14 protein-coding genes are annotated in these 15095 nt (G+C 70.5%); 8 read left to right on the forward strand and 6 right to left on the reverse strand.

All coding sequences use genetic code 11. The features are described 5' to 3' along the window. Nucleotides 1-334 precede the first annotated feature (334 nt). From ccrA to pssA, 7 genes are all read left to right on the forward strand, one after another. Nucleotides 335-1672, forward strand: a complete 1338-nt coding sequence (gene ccrA / locus OG357_RS07345; RefSeq protein ID WP_329620374.1) for a crotonyl-CoA carboxylase/reductase — start codon at nucleotides 335-337, stop codon at nucleotides 1670-1672. Nucleotides 1673-1686: 14 nt separating this feature from the next. After that, the gene (locus OG357_RS07350; protein WP_329620375.1) at nucleotides 1687-3723 is read left to right on the forward strand and encodes a protein meaA; all 2037 of its coding nucleotides are present in this window, start codon (nucleotides 1687-1689) and stop codon (nucleotides 3721-3723) included. Further along, nucleotides 3720-4685: an HpcH/HpaI aldolase/citrate lyase family protein gene (locus tag OG357_RS07355; RefSeq protein ID WP_329620376.1), complete on the forward strand. Its 966-nt coding sequence runs from the start codon at nucleotides 3720-3722 to the stop codon at nucleotides 4683-4685. The genes OG357_RS07350 and OG357_RS07355 overlap by 4 nt, the downstream gene beginning before the upstream one ends. A gap of 5 nt (nucleotides 4686-4690) precedes the next feature. Further along, nucleotides 4691-5215, forward strand: coding sequence for a MaoC family dehydratase (locus OG357_RS07360; protein ID WP_229315537.1), 525 nt, complete (start codon nucleotides 4691-4693; stop codon nucleotides 5213-5215). Between the two features lie 2 nt (nucleotides 5216-5217). Continuing rightward, nucleotides 5218-6423: an acyl-CoA dehydrogenase family protein gene (locus OG357_RS07365; protein WP_125742218.1), complete on the forward strand. Its 1206-nt coding sequence runs from the start codon at nucleotides 5218-5220 to the stop codon at nucleotides 6421-6423. A 169-nt stretch (nucleotides 6424-6592) separates the two neighbouring features. After that, entirely contained in the window at nucleotides 6593-7249 is a 657-nt protein-coding gene (locus OG357_RS07370; protein WP_317600640.1) for a phosphatidylserine decarboxylase, read from the forward strand. Further along, nucleotides 7242-8108, forward strand: a complete 867-nt coding sequence (pssA, locus tag OG357_RS07375) for a CDP-diacylglycerol--serine O-phosphatidyltransferase (RefSeq protein WP_329625513.1) — start codon at nucleotides 7242-7244, stop codon at nucleotides 8106-8108. Before OG357_RS07370 ends, pssA begins: the two co-directional genes overlap by 8 nt. An 83-nt stretch (nucleotides 8109-8191) precedes the next feature. Here pssA and OG357_RS07380 read toward each other — a convergent pair whose 3' ends face one another. Further along, complete coding sequence (locus tag OG357_RS07380) at nucleotides 8192-9202, reverse strand: GNAT family N-acetyltransferase (protein WP_329620377.1); 1011 nt, start codon at nucleotides 9200-9202, stop codon at nucleotides 8192-8194. Between the two features lie 59 nt (nucleotides 9203-9261). Between OG357_RS07380 and OG357_RS07385 the strand changes: the two genes are divergently transcribed. Then, on the forward strand, nucleotides 9262-10095 hold the full coding sequence (locus tag OG357_RS07385) for an NAD-dependent epimerase/dehydratase family protein (protein WP_329620378.1): 834 nt from the start codon (nucleotides 9262-9264) through the stop codon (nucleotides 10093-10095). Nucleotides 10096-10110: 15 nt separating this feature from the next. On the opposite strand, the gene OG357_RS07390 is transcribed toward OG357_RS07385, so the two are convergent. Genes OG357_RS07390 through OG357_RS07410 form a run of 5 tightly spaced genes read right to left on the reverse strand, consistent with a single transcriptional unit; the run spans nucleotide 10111 to nucleotide 15037 of the window. Next, entirely contained in the window at nucleotides 10111-11376 is a 1266-nt protein-coding gene (locus OG357_RS07390; protein ID WP_329620379.1) for an ABC transporter substrate-binding protein, read from the reverse strand. Beyond that, complete coding sequence (locus OG357_RS07395) at nucleotides 11373-12533, reverse strand: branched-chain amino acid ABC transporter permease (protein WP_443066638.1); 1161 nt, start codon at nucleotides 12531-12533, stop codon at nucleotides 11373-11375. Before OG357_RS07395 ends, OG357_RS07390 begins: the two co-directional genes overlap by 4 nt. Then, nucleotides 12526-13416 (reverse strand): branched-chain amino acid ABC transporter permease, encoded by an 891-nt coding sequence (locus OG357_RS07400; RefSeq protein ID WP_055640585.1) that lies wholly within the window; start codon nucleotides 13414-13416, stop codon nucleotides 12526-12528. Before OG357_RS07400 ends, OG357_RS07395 begins: the two co-directional genes overlap by 8 nt. Beyond that, nucleotides 13413-14222 (reverse strand): ABC transporter ATP-binding protein, encoded by an 810-nt coding sequence (locus OG357_RS07405; RefSeq protein WP_329620380.1) that lies wholly within the window; start codon nucleotides 14220-14222, stop codon nucleotides 13413-13415. The genes OG357_RS07400 and OG357_RS07405 overlap by 4 nt, the downstream gene beginning before the upstream one ends. Beyond that, on the reverse strand, nucleotides 14219-15037 hold the full coding sequence (locus OG357_RS07410; RefSeq protein WP_329620381.1) for an ABC transporter ATP-binding protein: 819 nt from the start codon (nucleotides 15035-15037) through the stop codon (nucleotides 14219-14221). The genes OG357_RS07405 and OG357_RS07410 overlap by 4 nt, the downstream gene beginning before the upstream one ends. Between the last annotated feature and the right edge of the window lie 58 nt (nucleotides 15038-15095).

Here is a 15095-nt window from a genome sequence, read left to right on the forward strand (position 1 = left end):
AGGGGGGATTTCGATCGATCATCGCTCATCCGTGACGGGCAGATTGCATCTGAGTGAAATTGTTGGCACGCAGTGCCTTGTGCGGTGGCACGGCGTGTCATACGTTGATGTTGTCCGGGCGGCCGGCGAGCAGAGAACACCTCGTTCGCCGGCTGTCCCCACAAGCCGACGGCTCGTGCGCCCGGACGCCTGCGTCACAGGCACCCTCGCGCCACCAGCGCCGCGCCACCGCACCACCCGAGCCGAACCGACGGCACACCTCCACAGCAACAGCACTCCCCGCCGTAACCCTCAGGCGTCCCTCCCTCAGGACGCTCATCGCCGGAGGCAACCCGTGAAGGAAATCCTGGCCGCGATCCAGTCGCAGGACGCCACGTCCGCCGACTTCGCGAACATCCCGCTCCCCGAGTCGTACCGGGGCATCACCGTCCACAAGGACGAGGCCGAGATGTTCGCCGGGCTCGCCAGCCGCGACAAGGACCCGCGCAAGTCGCTGCACCTCGACGACGTGCCGCTGCCCGAGCTCGGCCCGGGCGAGGCCCTGGTCGCCGTCATGGCCTCCTCGGTCAACTACAACTCGGTCTGGACCTCGATCTTCGAGCCGGTGTCGACCTTCGGCTTCCTGGAGCGCTACGGCCGGCTCAGCGACCTCAGCAAGCGCCACGACCTGCCGTACCACGTCATCGGCTCCGACCTCGCGGGCGTCGTGCTGCGCACCGGCCCCGGCGTGAACTCGTGGAAGCCCGGCGACGAGGTCGTCGCCCACTGCCTCTCGGTCGAGCTGGAGTCCTCCGACGGCCACAACGACACGATGCTCGACCCCGAGCAGCGCATCTGGGGCTTCGAGACCAACTTCGGCGGCCTGGCGGAGATCGCCCTCGTCAAGTCGAACCAGCTGATGCCGAAGCCCGGCCACCTCAGCTGGGAGGAGGCGGCCTCCCCCGGCCTCGTGAACTCCACCGCCTACCGTCAGCTGGTCTCCCGCAACGGCGCCGGCATGAAGCAGGGCGACAACGTCCTCATCTGGGGCGCGAGCGGCGGACTCGGCTCGTACGCCACGCAGTTCGCCCTCGCCGGCGGCGCCAACCCGATCTGTGTCGTCTCCTCCCCGGAGAAGGCCGACATCTGCCGCGCGATGGGCGCCGAGGCGGTCATCGACCGCAACGCCGAGGGCTACAAGTTCTGGAAGGACGAGCACACCCAGGACCCGAAGGAGTGGAAGCGCTTCGGCAAGCGCATCCGCGAGCTCACCGGCGGCGAGGACATCGACATCGTCTTCGAGCACCCCGGCCGCGAGACCTTCGGCGCCTCCGTGTACGTCACCCGCAAGGGCGGCACCATCACCACCTGCGCCTCCACCTCGGGCTACATGCACGAGTACGACAACCGCTACCTGTGGATGTCGCTGAAGCGGATCATCGGCTCGCACTTCGCCAACTACCGCGAGGCGTGGGAGGCGAACCGCCTGATCGCCAAGGGCAAGATCCACCCGACCCTGTCGAAGGTCTACTCCCTGGAGGAGACCGGCCAGGCCGCCTACGACGTGCACCGCAACCTGCACCAGGGCAAGGTCGGCGTCCTCGCGCTCGCGCCGCAGGAGGGCCTGGGCGTCACCAACCCCGAGCTGCGCGAGAAGCACCTCGACGCCATCAACCGTTTCCGCAACATCTGAGCCCGGGACCATAGATGACTGAGCGCCAGAAGGACCGGCCGTGGCTCATGCGGACCTACGCCGGTCACTCGACCGCCGAGGCGTCCAACGAGCTGTACCGGCGCAACCTCGCCAAGGGTCAGACCGGCCTGTCGGTCGCGTTCGACCTGCCGACGCAGACGGGCTACGACCCCGACCACATCCTCGCCCGCGGCGAGGTCGGCCGGGTCGGCGTCCCCGTCTCGCACCTCGGTGACATGCGCCGGCTGTTCCAGGACATCCCCCTGGAGCAGATGAACACCTCGATGACCATCAACGCCACGGCGATGTGGCTGCTGGCGCTCTACCAGGTGGCCGCCGAGGAGCAGGGTGCGGACATCACCCAGCTCCAGGGCACCACCCAGAACGACATCGTGAAGGAGTACCTGTCGCGCGGGACGCACGTCTTCCCGCCCGGCCCCTCCCTCCGCCTCACGACGGACATGATCGCGTACACGGTCAACCACATCCCGAAGTGGAACCCGATCAACATCTGCAGTTACCACCTGCAGGAGGCGGGGGCCACTCCGGTCCAGGAGATCTCGTACGCGATGGCCACCGCGATCGCGGTGCTCGACTCGGTCCGCGACTCCGGGCAGGTCCCGGCGGACCGCTTCGGCGAGGTCGTCGCCCGCATCTCCTTCTTCGTGAACGCGGGCGTCCGCTTCATCGAGGAGATGTGCAAGATGCGCGCCTTCGGCCGCATCTGGGACAAGATCACCCACGAGCGGTACGGGATCGAGAACGAGAAGCAGCGCCGGTTCCGCTACGGCGTGCAGGTCAACTCGCTCGGCCTGACCGAGGCCCAGCCGGAGAACAACGTCCAGCGGATCGTCCTGGAGATGCTGGCCGTCACCCTCTCCAAGGACGCCCGCGCGCGGGCCGTGCAGCTCCCCGCCTGGAACGAGGCGCTCGGTCTGCCGCGGCCCTGGGACCAGCAGTGGTCGCTCCGCATCCAGCAGGTGCTCGCCCACGAGTCCGACCTGCTGGAGTACGAGGACATCTTCGCCGGCTCGCACGTGATCGAGGCCAAGGTCGAGTCGCTCGTCGCGGAGTGCCTGGCCGAGATCGACCGGATCCAGGAGATGGGCGGCGCCATGGCGGCCGTCGAGTCCGGCTACCTCAAGTCGCAGCTCGTCTCCTCGCACGCCGAGCGGCGCGCCCGGATCGAGTCCGGCGACGAGAAGATCATCGGCGTCAACATCTTCCAGTCGACCGAGGAGAACCCCCTCACGGCCGACCTCGACACCGCGATCATGACGGTCGACCCGGCGGTCGAGGCGCGTGTGGTCGGCTCGCTGAAGACCTGGCGGGACAACCGCTACCAGCCGCCGTTCAACCACCCGCGCCCCTGCAAGGCCCTCGAACGCCTCAAGGAGGCCGCCAAGGGCACCGGCAACCTCATGGAGGCCACCCTCGAGTGCGCCCGCGCCGGGGTCACGACCGGTGAGTGGACCGAGGCCCTGCGCGAGGTGTTCGGCGAGTTCCGGGCCCCCACCGGCGTCTCCTCGGCCCCGGTCGCGGTGACGGCCGAGGAGGGCACGCCGCTGGCTCTCGTACGGGAGAAGGTGGCGCGGACCGCCGACGAGCTCGGCGCCGGGCGGCTGCGGCTGCTCGTCGGCAAGCCGGGCCTGGACGGGCACTCCAACGGCGCCGAGCAGATCGCCGTACGGGCCCGTGACGCCGGTTTCGAGGTGGTCTACCAGGGCATCCGGCTGACCCCCGAGCAGATCGTCAACGCGGCTCTCGCCGAGGACGTGCACTGCGTGGGCCTGTCGATCCTCTCCGGCTCGCACGCCGAGCTGGTCCCGGACGTCCTCGACCGCCTCCGCGAGGCGGGCGCGACCGACGTGCCGGTCATCGTCGGCGGGATCATCCCGAACGCCGACGCCGCAGATCTGAAGCGCGCGGGTGTCGCCGCCGTCTTCACACCGAAGGACTTCGGTATCACGGAGATCATCGGCCGTATCGTCGACGAGATCCGGAAAGCTCACCAGCTCAGCCCCCTTGAAAGTACGGAGGTCCTCGCATGACCAGCCCCGTGAACCGTCTGCGTCCGCGCCGCTCCTGCCTCGCGGTCCCCGGCTCCAACCCGCGCTTCCTGGAGAAGGCCCAGAGCCTCGCCGCGGACCAGGTCTTCCTCGACCTGGAGGACGCCTGCGCGCCGCTGGCCAAGCCCGAGGCACGGCACACCATCGTGAAGTTCCTCAACGAGGGCGACTGGACCGGCAAGACCCGCGTCGTGCGGGTCAACGACTGGACGACCCACTGGACGTACCGGGACGTCGTCACGGTCGTCGAGGGCGCCGGCCAGAACCTCGACTGCATCATGCTGCCGAAGGTCCAGGACGCCCAGCAGATCGTCGCGCTCGACCTGCTGCTCACGCAGATCGAGAAGACGATGGGCTTCGAGGTCGGCAAGATCGGCATCGAGGCGCAGATCGAGAACGCCCAGGGCCTCGTCAACGTCAACGCGATCGCGCAGGCCTCCCAGCGCGTCGAGACGATCATCTTCGGCCCGGCCGACTTCATGGCCTCCATCAACATGAAGTCGCTGGTCGTGGGCGAGCAGCCGCCCGGCTACCCGGCGGACGCCTACCACCACATCCTGATGAGCATCCTGATGGCCGCCCGCGCCAACAACCTCCAGGCGATCGACGGCCCCTACCTCCAGATCCGCAACCCGGAGGGCTACAAGGCGGTCGCGCAGCGTGCCGCCGCCCTGGGCTTCGACGGCAAGTGGGTGCTGCACCCGGACCAGGTCGCCGCCGCGAACGAGATCTTCTCGCCCGCGCAGGAGGACTTCGACCACGCCGAGCTCATCCTGGACGCGTACGACTACTACACGTCCGAGGCCGGCGGGAAGAAGGGCTCCGCGATGCTCGGCGACGAGATGATCGACGAGGCCTCCCGCAAGATGGCCCTGGTCATCTCCGGCAAGGGCCGGGCCGCCGGCATGCAGCGCACCAGCAAGTTCGAGATCCCGGAGGCCTGAGTCCGATGCAGTTCGGCCGTACCTACGAAGAGTTCGAAATCGGTGCCGTCTACAAGCACTGGCCCGGAAAGACGGTCACCGAGTACGACGACCATCTCTTCTGTCTGCTGACGATGAACCACCATCCGCTGCACATGGATGTGAATTACGCCGAGAACACGACGGACTTCGGAAAGAACGTCGTCGTCGGCAACTACATCTACTCGCTGCTGCTCGGCATGTCCGTGCCGGACGTCTCCGGCAAGGCCATCGCCAATCTGGAGATCGAGTCGCTGCGGCACGTGGCGCCGACCTTCCACGGCGACACGATCTACGGCGAGACGACGGTCCTCGACAAGACGCCGTCGAAGTCGAAGAACGACCGCGGCATCGTCTACGTCGAGACCAAGGGCTACAAGCAGGACGGCACCCTCGTGTGCGTCTTCCGCCGCAAGGTCATGGTGCCCACCGAGACGTACATCAAGGAGCGCGGCGGCGAGCAGCCCGGCCGCCCCGAGCTGATCGAGCCCGCCAAGAAGACGGAGAAGTAGCCATGGCCCGACTCGCCCAGACCGCCGGGCTCACGGACGTCCAGCAGGAGATCCTCAAGACCGTCCGGGAGTTCGTCGACAAGGAGATCATCCCGGTCGCCACCGAGCTGGAGCACCGCGACGAGTACCCCCAGCAGATCGTCGACGGGCTCAAGGAGCTCGGCCTCTTCGGTCTGATGATCCCCGAGGAGTACGGGGGCCTGGGCGAGTCGCTGCTCACCTACGCGCTGTGCGTGGAGGAGATCGCCCGCGGCTGGATGTCGGTCTCCGGCATCATCAACACGCACTTCATCGTCGCGTACATGCTCAAGCAGCACGGCACGCAGGAGCAGAAGGACTACTTCCTTCCGCGGATGGCGGCCGGCGAGACGCGCGGCGCGTTCTCGATGTCGGAGCCGGGCCTCGGCTCGGACGTGTCCGCCATCACCTCGAAGGCGGTCAAGGACGGCGACGAGTACGTCCTCAACGGTCAGAAGATGTGGCTGACGAACGGCGGAACGTCAACGCTGGTCGCCGTTCTCGTCCGAAGTGACGAAGGACACCCGGAGGGCACCGCCCCCCACAAGTCGATGACGACCTTCCTCGTCGAGAAGGAGTCCGGCTTCGGAGAGGTCCGCCCCGGCCTCACCATTCCCGGAAAGATCGACAAGATGGGTTACAAGGGCGTCGACACGACCGAACTCATCATGGACGGACTGCGCATTCCGGCCAATCGGGTCCTCGGCGGCACGACGGGCCGAGGGTTTTACCAAATGATGGACGGCGTGGAAGTCGGCCGCGTGAACGTGGCGGCCCGTGGTTGCGGCGTCGCGCAGCGTGCTTTCGAGCTGGGTGTCTCGTATGCCCAGCAACGTCACACTTTCGGCAAGGCGATCGCCGAACACCAGGCAATTCAGTTCAAGCTTGCCGAGATGGCTACCAAGGTCGAGGCTGCTCATGCCATGATGGTGAACGCAGCACGCAAAAAGGACTCCGGGGAACGAAACGACCTCGAAGCAGGGATGGCGAAGTACCTCGCCTCCGAGTACTGCAAGGAAGTCGTGGAGGATGCCTTCCGCATTCACGGCGGCTACGGGTTCTCGAAGGAGTACGAGATCGAGCGTCTCTACCGCGAGGCGCCGATGCTGCTCATCGGTGAAGGTACCGCCGAGATCCAGAAAATGATCATTGGTCGTCGGCTGCTCGAGGAGTACCGCTTCCAGGGTTGATTGTCGCGTTTGAGTCGGTTCGGCCGCGAAGAAGATCACACCCTGTGTTCGTCTTCCGGCCGTCGACTCGGTTCCTGGCTTGCCCAGTTGCGCCCCGCAACCGATAGCATCGCCGGAAAGCCGCCGTCCCCCGTTGCCAGTGCGGCATCATCCGCTACGAAGGTCATCCATGCCCCACAGCCAAACCTCTGCACACCGCGACAGCCTCTCGGGCGTACGCCTCGCGCGCGGAGCATCGCCGTGGCTTCTGCCGACCGTCGCCACCGCGGCGCTCTCCCTCTTGCGCGCGCGCAAGTCGCGACGAGCCGCGGCCATCGCCGTGCCGACCACCGCGCTCGCGGCCGGCATGCTGTGGTTCTTCCGCGACCCCGAGCGCGAGATCGCGCAGGGCCGGGTCATCTCCCCCGCCGACGGTGTGGTGCAGAGCATCATGCCGTGGAAGGACGGACGCACCCGGGTCGCCATCTTCATGAGCCCGCTGAACGTCCACGTCAACCGCGCGCCGCTGGCCGGCACGGTGACGTCCGTGGAGCACATCCCCGGCGGGTTCGTCCCGGCGTTCAACAAGGAGAGCGAGAACAACGAGCGCGTTGTCTGGCACTTCGACACCGAGCTCGGCGACATCGAGATGGTGCAGATCGCGGGTGCCGTCGCACGACGCATCGTGCCGTACATCCCGCAGGGGACGAAGGTCGAGCAGGGTGACCGGATCGGTCTGATCCGCTTCGGTTCGCGTGTCGACATCTACCTCCCGGAGGGTGTCGAGGTCGCCGTCGAGGTCGGCCAGGCCACGACCGCGGGGGTGACTCGCATTGACCGTGATTGATCCCGACACACGGGCTGCCGAATGGGTTGCCGACGCCGAGGACGAGGCGGCCGAAGAGGCCGAGGAGATGCCGCTGTCGTTGAGGCTGTCCATAGCGGACGCCCTCACGCTCGGTAACGCCACGTGCGGCTTCATGGCGGTCTACTTCACGACGACCGGCATCCTGATCCCGCACCTCACCGGCAGCACGGAGACCGGCATGGCGCGCAACAGCGCCGCCACCGCCGTGATCCTCATGCTGGCCGCGGCGATCTTCGACCTCTTCGACGGCATCGTGGCGCGCAAGCTCCGCAGCTCGCCGATGGGCGCCGAGCTCGACAACCTGTCGGACCTCATCAGCTTCGGTCTGGCCCCGGCCTACTTCGTACTCGTGTACGGCATGGTCACGCCCGGCGCGCAGCAGAAGGTCTCGGCGGTGGCCGCGATCGTGGTGCTGCTCGCCGTGGTGCTGAGACTCGCGAGATTCTCGTGCGTGACGATGAAGGACGGCATGTTCCAGGGCATGCCGAGCCCCTTCGGCGCGCTGACGGTCGTCTCGATCGTGCTCCTCGAGCTGCCGTTCATCCCGACGCTCCTCGCGATCATCGGGGTGGCCTGGCTGATGGTGAGCCGGGTCGAGTACCCCAAGCCGCGGGGTGTCCTCGCGGTGGCGATGCTCGCCTGGATCGTCGGTGCCATGGGCATGCTGGCGGCCTGGGCGTTCGACGCACCGGGCGGGGCGTTCCTGCTCCAGACCGGCTGCGCGCTCCAGGTGGTGTTGGGCGCCGTGATCCCCCTCTTCGCGACGGCCCGCCGGGTGAACACGTTCCGCGGCAACCGCCGTGAGAGCCGAGAGGCTCGCGCGGCGCAGCTGCGGTAGCGGATCGAGTGGTACGTGAAGGGCCCCGGGAGGCGACAAGCCTCCCGGGGCCCTTTCGTGTGCCCGGGGTACGTTCCCAGGGATCAGCCGAGGCGCTTGTAGTACAGCGTGGTGGGGCGGAGGGTGCCGGCCGGGTCGGCGGCGAAGTCGGGGATCGTTCCCGCGGCCGTCCAGCCCGCTCTCCGGTAGAGGCGTTCGGCGGGGCTGTCGGTCCGGGTGTCCAGGACGAGCAGGCTCAGGCCGGTGGCGGCGGCGTGGGCCTCGGCGGCGGCGAGCAGCCGGCGGCCGAGGCCGCCGCCCCGGGCGGAGCTGTGCACGAGGAGCCGGGCGATCTCGCCGCGGTGGCGGCCGTTGGCGGTGCCGGTACGGACGAGGGTCACGACGCCCGTCAGGCTCCCGTCCGGGGCGTGGGCGGCCCAGACGTCCCGTACGCCCGCCGCGGCCTCTTCGGCGACCTCGGACCACCAGGCGGCCGCCCTGGCCGTCTCCAGGGGCGCCAGGAAGCCGACGGAGGCCCCGCCGTCGACGGCGTCCACGAGGAGCGCCGCGAGACCGGCGGGGGCGTGGGTCCGTACGGCGTCGGGGGAGAGCCGCTCGATGGCGTCCGGGGTGGGGAGCGGCTTCTCCAGGCAGACCAGGTCCGGCCGCTCGTCCCAGGAGTCCACGGTCGCGAAGCCGAGGCTCCGGTAGAGGGCGAGCGGCTCCGCCCGCCAGGCCCAGACCGTGAGGCGTACGGCGGGGGTGCCCGCGGCGGCGGCCCGGCGCAGGGCCTCGGCCATGAGGGCCTTCGCGAGGCCCTTCCGCCGGGCCTCGGGCGCGACCCAGAGCCGCTTGATCTCGGGAGCGGCGCCCTCGCGGGGCGCCTTGAGGACGACGCAGCCCGACGGGGTGTCGTCGCCGGGCGCGGTGATCAGCAGGACGGTGTCGGCGGCGAAGGCGGCGGCCGGGTCCTCGGCCTCTCCCCGGTATACGGCCGGGAGCTCGGCGACCGTCTCCACCGCCGTGCCCTTCTCGGCCTGGTTGACCAGGTGGTAGGCGGCCAGCAGGTCGCGGAGGCGCGGGTGGGAACGGTTCTCCTCGATACGTGCAGTCATGGGCCAGAGCTTCACACCGCGATGTTTCGGGGATGTGAAGATCCACTAGGGTCGGATCCATGCGCGTACTGGTCGCGGGCGCCACGGGCGCCGTGGGTCGTCAGCTCGTCCCCCGCCTCGAAGCGGCGGGCCACGAGGTCGTGGGCATCTCCCGGCGCGGTCCGCGCCCCGTGGACGTCCTGGACGCCGGGGCGGTGCGGCGGGCCGTCGCCGAGGCCGCGCCGGACGCCGTGGTGCACCAGCTGACGGACCTGGGCGGGGCGGACGGGGCCGCGAACAACCGGGTGCGGATCGAGGGCACCCGGAACCTCGTGGACGCGGCGCGGGCGGCGGGGGTGGGCCGTATCGTCGCGCAGTCGATCGCCTGGGCGTACGGCCCCGGGGACGCGCCCGCCGACGAGTCCGTACCGCTCGACGCCACGGAGGAGCTGCCCCGGGCCAGGATCGTCGCCGGGGTCCGCGCGCTGGAGTCGACCGTGGCGGAACTGCCGGAAGCCGTCGTCCTGCGGTACGGGATCCTCTACGGCCCCGGCACCTGGTACGCGCCCGGGGGCGCGGTGGCCGCCGCGCTCGCGGGGGACCCGGAGGCCCGGTTCCTGGGGAACACGGCGGCCGACGGTTCGGTGAGCTCCTTCGTGCACGTCGCCGATGCCGCCGAGGCGGCCGTACAGGCGCTGGCGTGGGTCCCGGGGGCGTACAACGTGGTGGACGACGAGCCCGCGCCCGGTCACGACTGGCTGCCGGTCCTGGCGGGGGCGCTGGGCGTCCCGGCCCCGGAGCGGAGCGGGGGCCGGGCGCCCTGGGCCCGGGGCGCGGCGAACTCCCGGGCCCGCGCGCTGGGCTGGGCCCCGGCCCGCCCGTCCTGGCGGACGGGCTTCGCGGACCAGGGCTAGGGGGTGTCCGGCGGCTTACGGCGTGTAGGACTTCGCCGCCTCCGCGACGAACGGCTGCCGGATCGTGCGCATGCCGCCGGGGACGGACTTGTCCGGCTGGATGATGACGGACTGGCGGGAGGACGGTGCCTTCGGGTCGCTCAGGTCGTGGGTCATGCCGAAGCCCGCGTCGTGGGCCTTCAGGCTCAGGAGCGCCTTGTCGACGCCCTCGCGGGTGAGGTCCTTGTCCGCGCAGGCCTTCTTCAGGGCCTCGCCGAAGACGCCGGCCGCGGTCCAGCCGGCGACGATGCCGTTGTCGAGGCTGTCGCCCGGGTAGGCGGCCTGGTAGTCGGCGACGAGCTTCTTCGCCGTGGGGGTGTCCGCGCCGATGGGCAGGCTCGGCGAGGCGAACCAGTACATCTTCTCCAGGGCGGGCCCGGCCTGGGTGCCGAGCAGCTGCGGCGCGAAGGCCGAGTTGTTGCCGACGACCGGGACCTTGAGTCCGGTGGCGGCGGCGACGCCGACGAGGGAGGCGGCCTGGCGGGGGCCCGCGCTGATGACGACGGCCTTGACCCCGGCCTGCTTGAGCGCGGAGACCTGCGCGGACATGTCGTTGTCGGTGGGCTTGATCTTCTGCTCGACGACGGTCAGGCCGGCCTTCCCGGCGGCGAACTTCGAGCCCTTCAGCGCGTTCTCGCCGTAGTCGCCCTCGAAGTAGACGTGCCCGAGCTTGTCGCCGGACTTCAGGCCCTTCTCCTTGAGGAGGAAGTCGACGGCGTTGATCGTCTCGACGTCGTACGTGGCGCCGAGGACGCGGATGTACGGGGAGCCGAGCAGGGAGGCCGACCAGGCCTGGGGCAGGACGAGTCCCTTGTCCTTGCCGTCGACCTTGGGCTTGACCGCGGCGACGAACGGGGAGCCGATGAACTGGGTGTAGCCGACGACCTTCGGTTCCAGCTCGGTGTAGGCGGCGAGCGCCTTCTGCGGGTCGTAGCCGTGGTCGCGGACCGTGAGCTCCAGCTGCCGGCCGCAGATCCCGCCGGCGGCGTTGACCTGCTTCACGTACAGCTGCTGGGCCTGGGTGACGCTCTTCCCGAGGGTCGCGTACACGCCGGTCATGTCGGTGAGGGCACCCAGCGCGATCGTCTTGTCGGTGACGCCCTGGCCGGTCTTCACCCCGCCCGCGCCGGTCTGCTTGCCGTCGCCGGTCTTGGCCTTGGAGCTGCATCCGGCGGCGGTGAGGGCGACCAGTGCGGCGAGCGCGGCGGCCAGGCCCCGCACGGCCTGTCTGCTGTGGGTCATCGTGTCTCCCCAGAGGGTTCGGTGGTGGGTGTGGGGCTTTGGGGTGTGGGGCTTGGAGGTGTGGGACTTGGGGGTGTGGGGCTCTTGGGTGGGGGGCTCTTGGGTTTCCGGGCGGCGAGGCGGACCAGGCCGCCGGGCACGAACAGCACCACCGCGACGACGGCCGCGCCGTACAGGTAGCGCGAGGCCTCCCCCGGGGCGATCCCGCCCGTCCCCGGGGCGGAGACCAGGGGCAGCGCGTCGCTGTACCGGGTGAGGAGCTGCGGCAGGAGGGAGACGAAGACGCCTCCGACGACCGCTCCGGCGACCGAGCCGAGACCGCCGATGACGATCATGGCCAGGTATTCGAGGGAGAGCGCCATGCCGAAGTACTCCGGCACGGTGCGCTGGAAGACCAGGGCGAGCAGGACGCCCGCCAGGCCCGCGTACATGGAGGAGAGGACGAAGACGGCGCCGCGGTAGCGGGCCACGGGGATGCCCATGACCCCGGCGGCGATCCGATGGTCCCGGATGGCGTTCATGGCGCGTCCCGGGCGGCCCCTGAGGACTCCCCTGGCGAACAGGACCCCGCCGAGGAGCAGGATCAGGCCGAGGTACCAGAGCTTCTCGACGGCGCCGAACGGCACCTGGGCGACGAGGAGTTCGGTGTCGTCGAAGGTGAGGCCGAAGAGGGACAGGGGCGGGACGGCGCGGCCGTTGTAACCGCCGGTGAGGTCATGGGCGTTGAAGAGCACGTGCTGCCCGATGAAGATCAGCGCAAGGGTGGCGATGCCGAGGTACGCGCCGCGGAGTCGGCCCGCGATGGGGCTGAACACCCCGCCGGCCAGGCCCGCGAGGGCCACGGCGAGGACGGCGGCGAGCCAGCCGGGCAGGCCGAGACCGACGAGTCCGTCCGCGCCGTCGCCGGCGAAGAGGCAGTAGCCGTAGGCGCCGACGGCGAGGAAGAAGGCATGGCCCATGGAGAGTTGGCCGGTGGCGCCGGTCAACAGGTTGATGCCGAGGGCGCCGAGGGCGGCGACCATGGCGAACAGGCCCGCCTGAAGCCAGAAACGGTCCAGGTAGAACGGGAGGGCGACGAGGAGGAGTCCGGCGGCGGTCCACCCGTACAGCCCGGTGGTGCGGGCCCGCAGGCCGATCCGGGCGAGGGTCTCAGACACGGGCGAGCTCCTTCGTGCCGAAGAGTCCGGCCGGGCGGATCAGCAGCACCGCGACCATGACGAGGTAGGGGGCGAGGTCGCCGATGCCGCGGCCGAGGAAGGCCAGGTCGCTCTGGTAGCCGGTGGCGAGGGACTCCGTGATGCCGACGAGGAGTCCGCCGACGAGGGCGCCCGTGGTGGAGTCGAGGCCGCCGAGGATGGCGGCGGGGAAGGCCTTGAGGGCGGCGAGCGAGGTGGCCCGTTCCAGACCGGGCGTCGGGAAGACGGTGAGGAAGAGCGCGGCGACGGCGGCGAGGGCGCCGGCGACCGCCCAGGCCCCGAGCGAGACCCGGCCGAGCCGGATGCCCATGAGGGCGGCGGTCTCCTGGTTCTCGGCGGCGGCCCGCATGGCGACGCCCCAGGAGGTGTACCGGAAGGCGAGCAGGAAGGCGGTGATGAGGAGCGCCGCGACGAGGAGGGCGGCGATCCGGGTCTGGGCGATGGTGACCGGGCCGACGGTGAGGACCGCGTCGCCCCACGGGTCGCCGAGGGCGAGGATGTCGGTGCCGATCCGGCGGGTCAACTCGGTGGCGAGCAGGATGTCGACGCCGATGGTGACGATCGCGAGGACGCTGTGGTCGGCGCCCCGGTGGCGGCGCATCACGAAGAACTCGACGGCGGCGCCGACCACGGCGGCGCCCGCGATCCCGGCGAGCAGCGCGGGCCAGAAGCCGATCTCGTCGTGGAGCACGGCGGTGACGTAGCCGCCGGCCAGGAGGAGGGAGGCGTGGGCGAAGTTGACGACCTCGGTGGCGCGGAAGATGACCACGAAGCCGAGGGCGATGAGGGCGTAGATCGAGCCCAGTGAGACGCCGTTGATCAGGAATTCGGCGAAGGTGCTCACGCGGCGGTCTCCTCTCCGAGGTAGGCGCGGACGACCGCCGGGTCGTTCTGGACGTCGCCGGGGGCTCCGTCGGCGATGCGGCGGCCGAAGTCGAGGACGGTGACGGAGTCGGCGAGCCGCATCACCAGGCCCATGTCGTGCTCGACGAGGAGGACCGAGATGCCGAGGCCGTCGCGGACGCCCGCGATGACGGAGGCGGTACGGCGCCGCTCCTCGGCGGTCATGCCGGCGACGGGTTCGTCGAGGAGCAGGAGCTTCGGCTCCATGCAGAGGGCGCGGGCGAGTTCGGCGAGCTTCTGCTGCCCGTACGGGAGGGAGCCCGCGGGCTGCGCGAGCTGCTTCTCCAGGCCGACGAAGGCGGCGATCTCCCGGACCCTGGCCCGGTGGCGGGCCTCCTCGCGGGCGGCGGAGGGGAGGCGGAGCCCGGCGGCGAGGAAGCCGGTGCGGGTGAGCCGGTGGCGGCCGAGCATCAGGCTGTCCTCGACGGTGGCGCGGGGCGGCAGGGCCAGGTTCTGGAAGATCCGGCCGACGCCGAGGTCCGCGATCTTGTGCGGGGGCAGGGCGGTCAGCTCGTGCGGGCCGAGGCGGACGGAGCCGGCCGTGGCCCGGTAGACACCGGAGAGCACGTTGAAGCAGGTGGACTTGCCGGCGCCGTTGGGTCCGATGAGGGCGTGGACGGTGCCGGGCCGGACGGTGAAGCCGATGCCGTCGAGGGCGGTGAGTCCGGCGAACCGTACGGTCAGGTCCTCGACGACGAGCGCGGGGACGTCGACCGGGGGCGCGTCCTGTGCGGGGGTGTCGGTCATCGGGACTCCTCCCAGCGGGACAGGACCGGATGCGCGGCCCTGGCGCGGGCCGCGTCGGCGGCGGCGTCCTCGTCGACCACGCCCAGATAGCGGCGGCGTACCTCGTCGGAGGCGGCGAGCTCGGCGGCCGGTCCTGAGAGGGTGACCTCGCCGACCTCCAGGACGTACGCGCGGGAGGCGAGGCGCAGGGCGAGCGCCGCGTTCTGCTCGACGAGCAGCACCGCCGTGCCCTGGGCGTTGATCTCGCGGACGGCGTCCGCGATCCGGGCGGCCATCAGCGGGGCGAGCCCGAGGGAGGGCTCGTCGAGGAGGAGCAGGCCCGGCGCGGCCATCAGGGCCCGGCCGACGGCGAGCATCTGCTGTTCGCCGCCGGAGAGGAGCCCGGCCTGCTGGCGGGCCCGGTCGGCGAGGACCGGGAAGAGCTCGTGGACCCGGCGCAGTGCGGCGGCCTTCGCGGCGCGGTCGCCGCGGCGGCCCAGGGCGCCGGCGCGCAGGTTGTCCTCGACCGTCATCCGGGCGAAGACCTGGCGGCCCTCCGGCACCTGGGAGACGCCTGCGGCGACGACCCGGTCGGGCGGGAGCCCGTCGAGCGGCCGGCCGTCGCGGCTCACCGTGCCGGAGACCACGGACCCGCCGTGGAACCGCAGGGTGCGCGAGACGGCCCGCAGCAGGGTCGACTTGCCGGCGCCGTTGCCGCCCAGGACGGTGACGACGGCGCCCGCCGGTACGGTCAGCGACACCTGGCGCAGCGCGCGCACCGGTCCGTATCCCGCCGTGAGGTCCTTGACCTCCAGGGCGGGTGCGGTTCCTCCCATGGATCCCCTTCCCCGGCCGTTGTTGTTACCCGGCCGTTCAGTGGCGCTCACCCCAGCA

The organism is Streptomyces sp. NBC_01255 (genome assembly GCF_036226445.1).
Lineage (GTDB): Bacteria > Actinomycetota > Actinomycetes > Streptomycetales > Streptomycetaceae > Streptomyces.

Excerpts from the sequence above, each read along its gene's own strand:
- OG357_RS07350 (WP_329620375.1), top strand. The coding sequence starts at position 1,687 with ATGACTGAGCGCCAGAAGGACCGGCCGTGGCTCATGCGGACCTACGCC.
- OG357_RS07355 (WP_329620376.1), top strand. The coding sequence starts at position 3,720 with ATGACCAGCCCCGTGAACCGTCTGCGTCCGCGCCGCTCCTGCCTCGCG.
- OG357_RS07360 (WP_229315537.1), top strand. The coding sequence starts at position 4,691 with ATGCAGTTCGGCCGTACCTACGAAGAGTTCGAAATCGGTGCCGTCTAC.
- OG357_RS07365 (WP_125742218.1), top strand. The coding sequence starts at position 5,218 with ATGGCCCGACTCGCCCAGACCGCCGGGCTCACGGACGTCCAGCAGGAG.
- OG357_RS07370 (WP_317600640.1), top strand. The coding sequence starts at position 6,593 with ATGCCCCACAGCCAAACCTCTGCACACCGCGACAGCCTCTCGGGCGTA.
- OG357_RS07380 (WP_329620377.1), bottom strand. The coding sequence starts at position 9,202 with ATGACTGCACGTATCGAGGAGAACCGTTCCCACCCGCGCCTCCGCGAC.
- OG357_RS07385 (WP_329620378.1), top strand. The coding sequence starts at position 9,262 with ATGCGCGTACTGGTCGCGGGCGCCACGGGCGCCGTGGGTCGTCAGCTC.
- OG357_RS07390 (WP_329620379.1), bottom strand. The coding sequence starts at position 11,376 with ATGACCCACAGCAGACAGGCCGTGCGGGGCCTGGCCGCCGCGCTCGCC.
- OG357_RS07405 (WP_329620380.1), bottom strand. The coding sequence starts at position 14,222 with ATGACCGACACCCCCGCACAGGACGCGCCCCCGGTCGACGTCCCCGCG.
- OG357_RS07410 (WP_329620381.1), bottom strand. The coding sequence starts at position 15,037 with ATGGGAGGAACCGCACCCGCCCTGGAGGTCAAGGACCTCACGGCGGGA.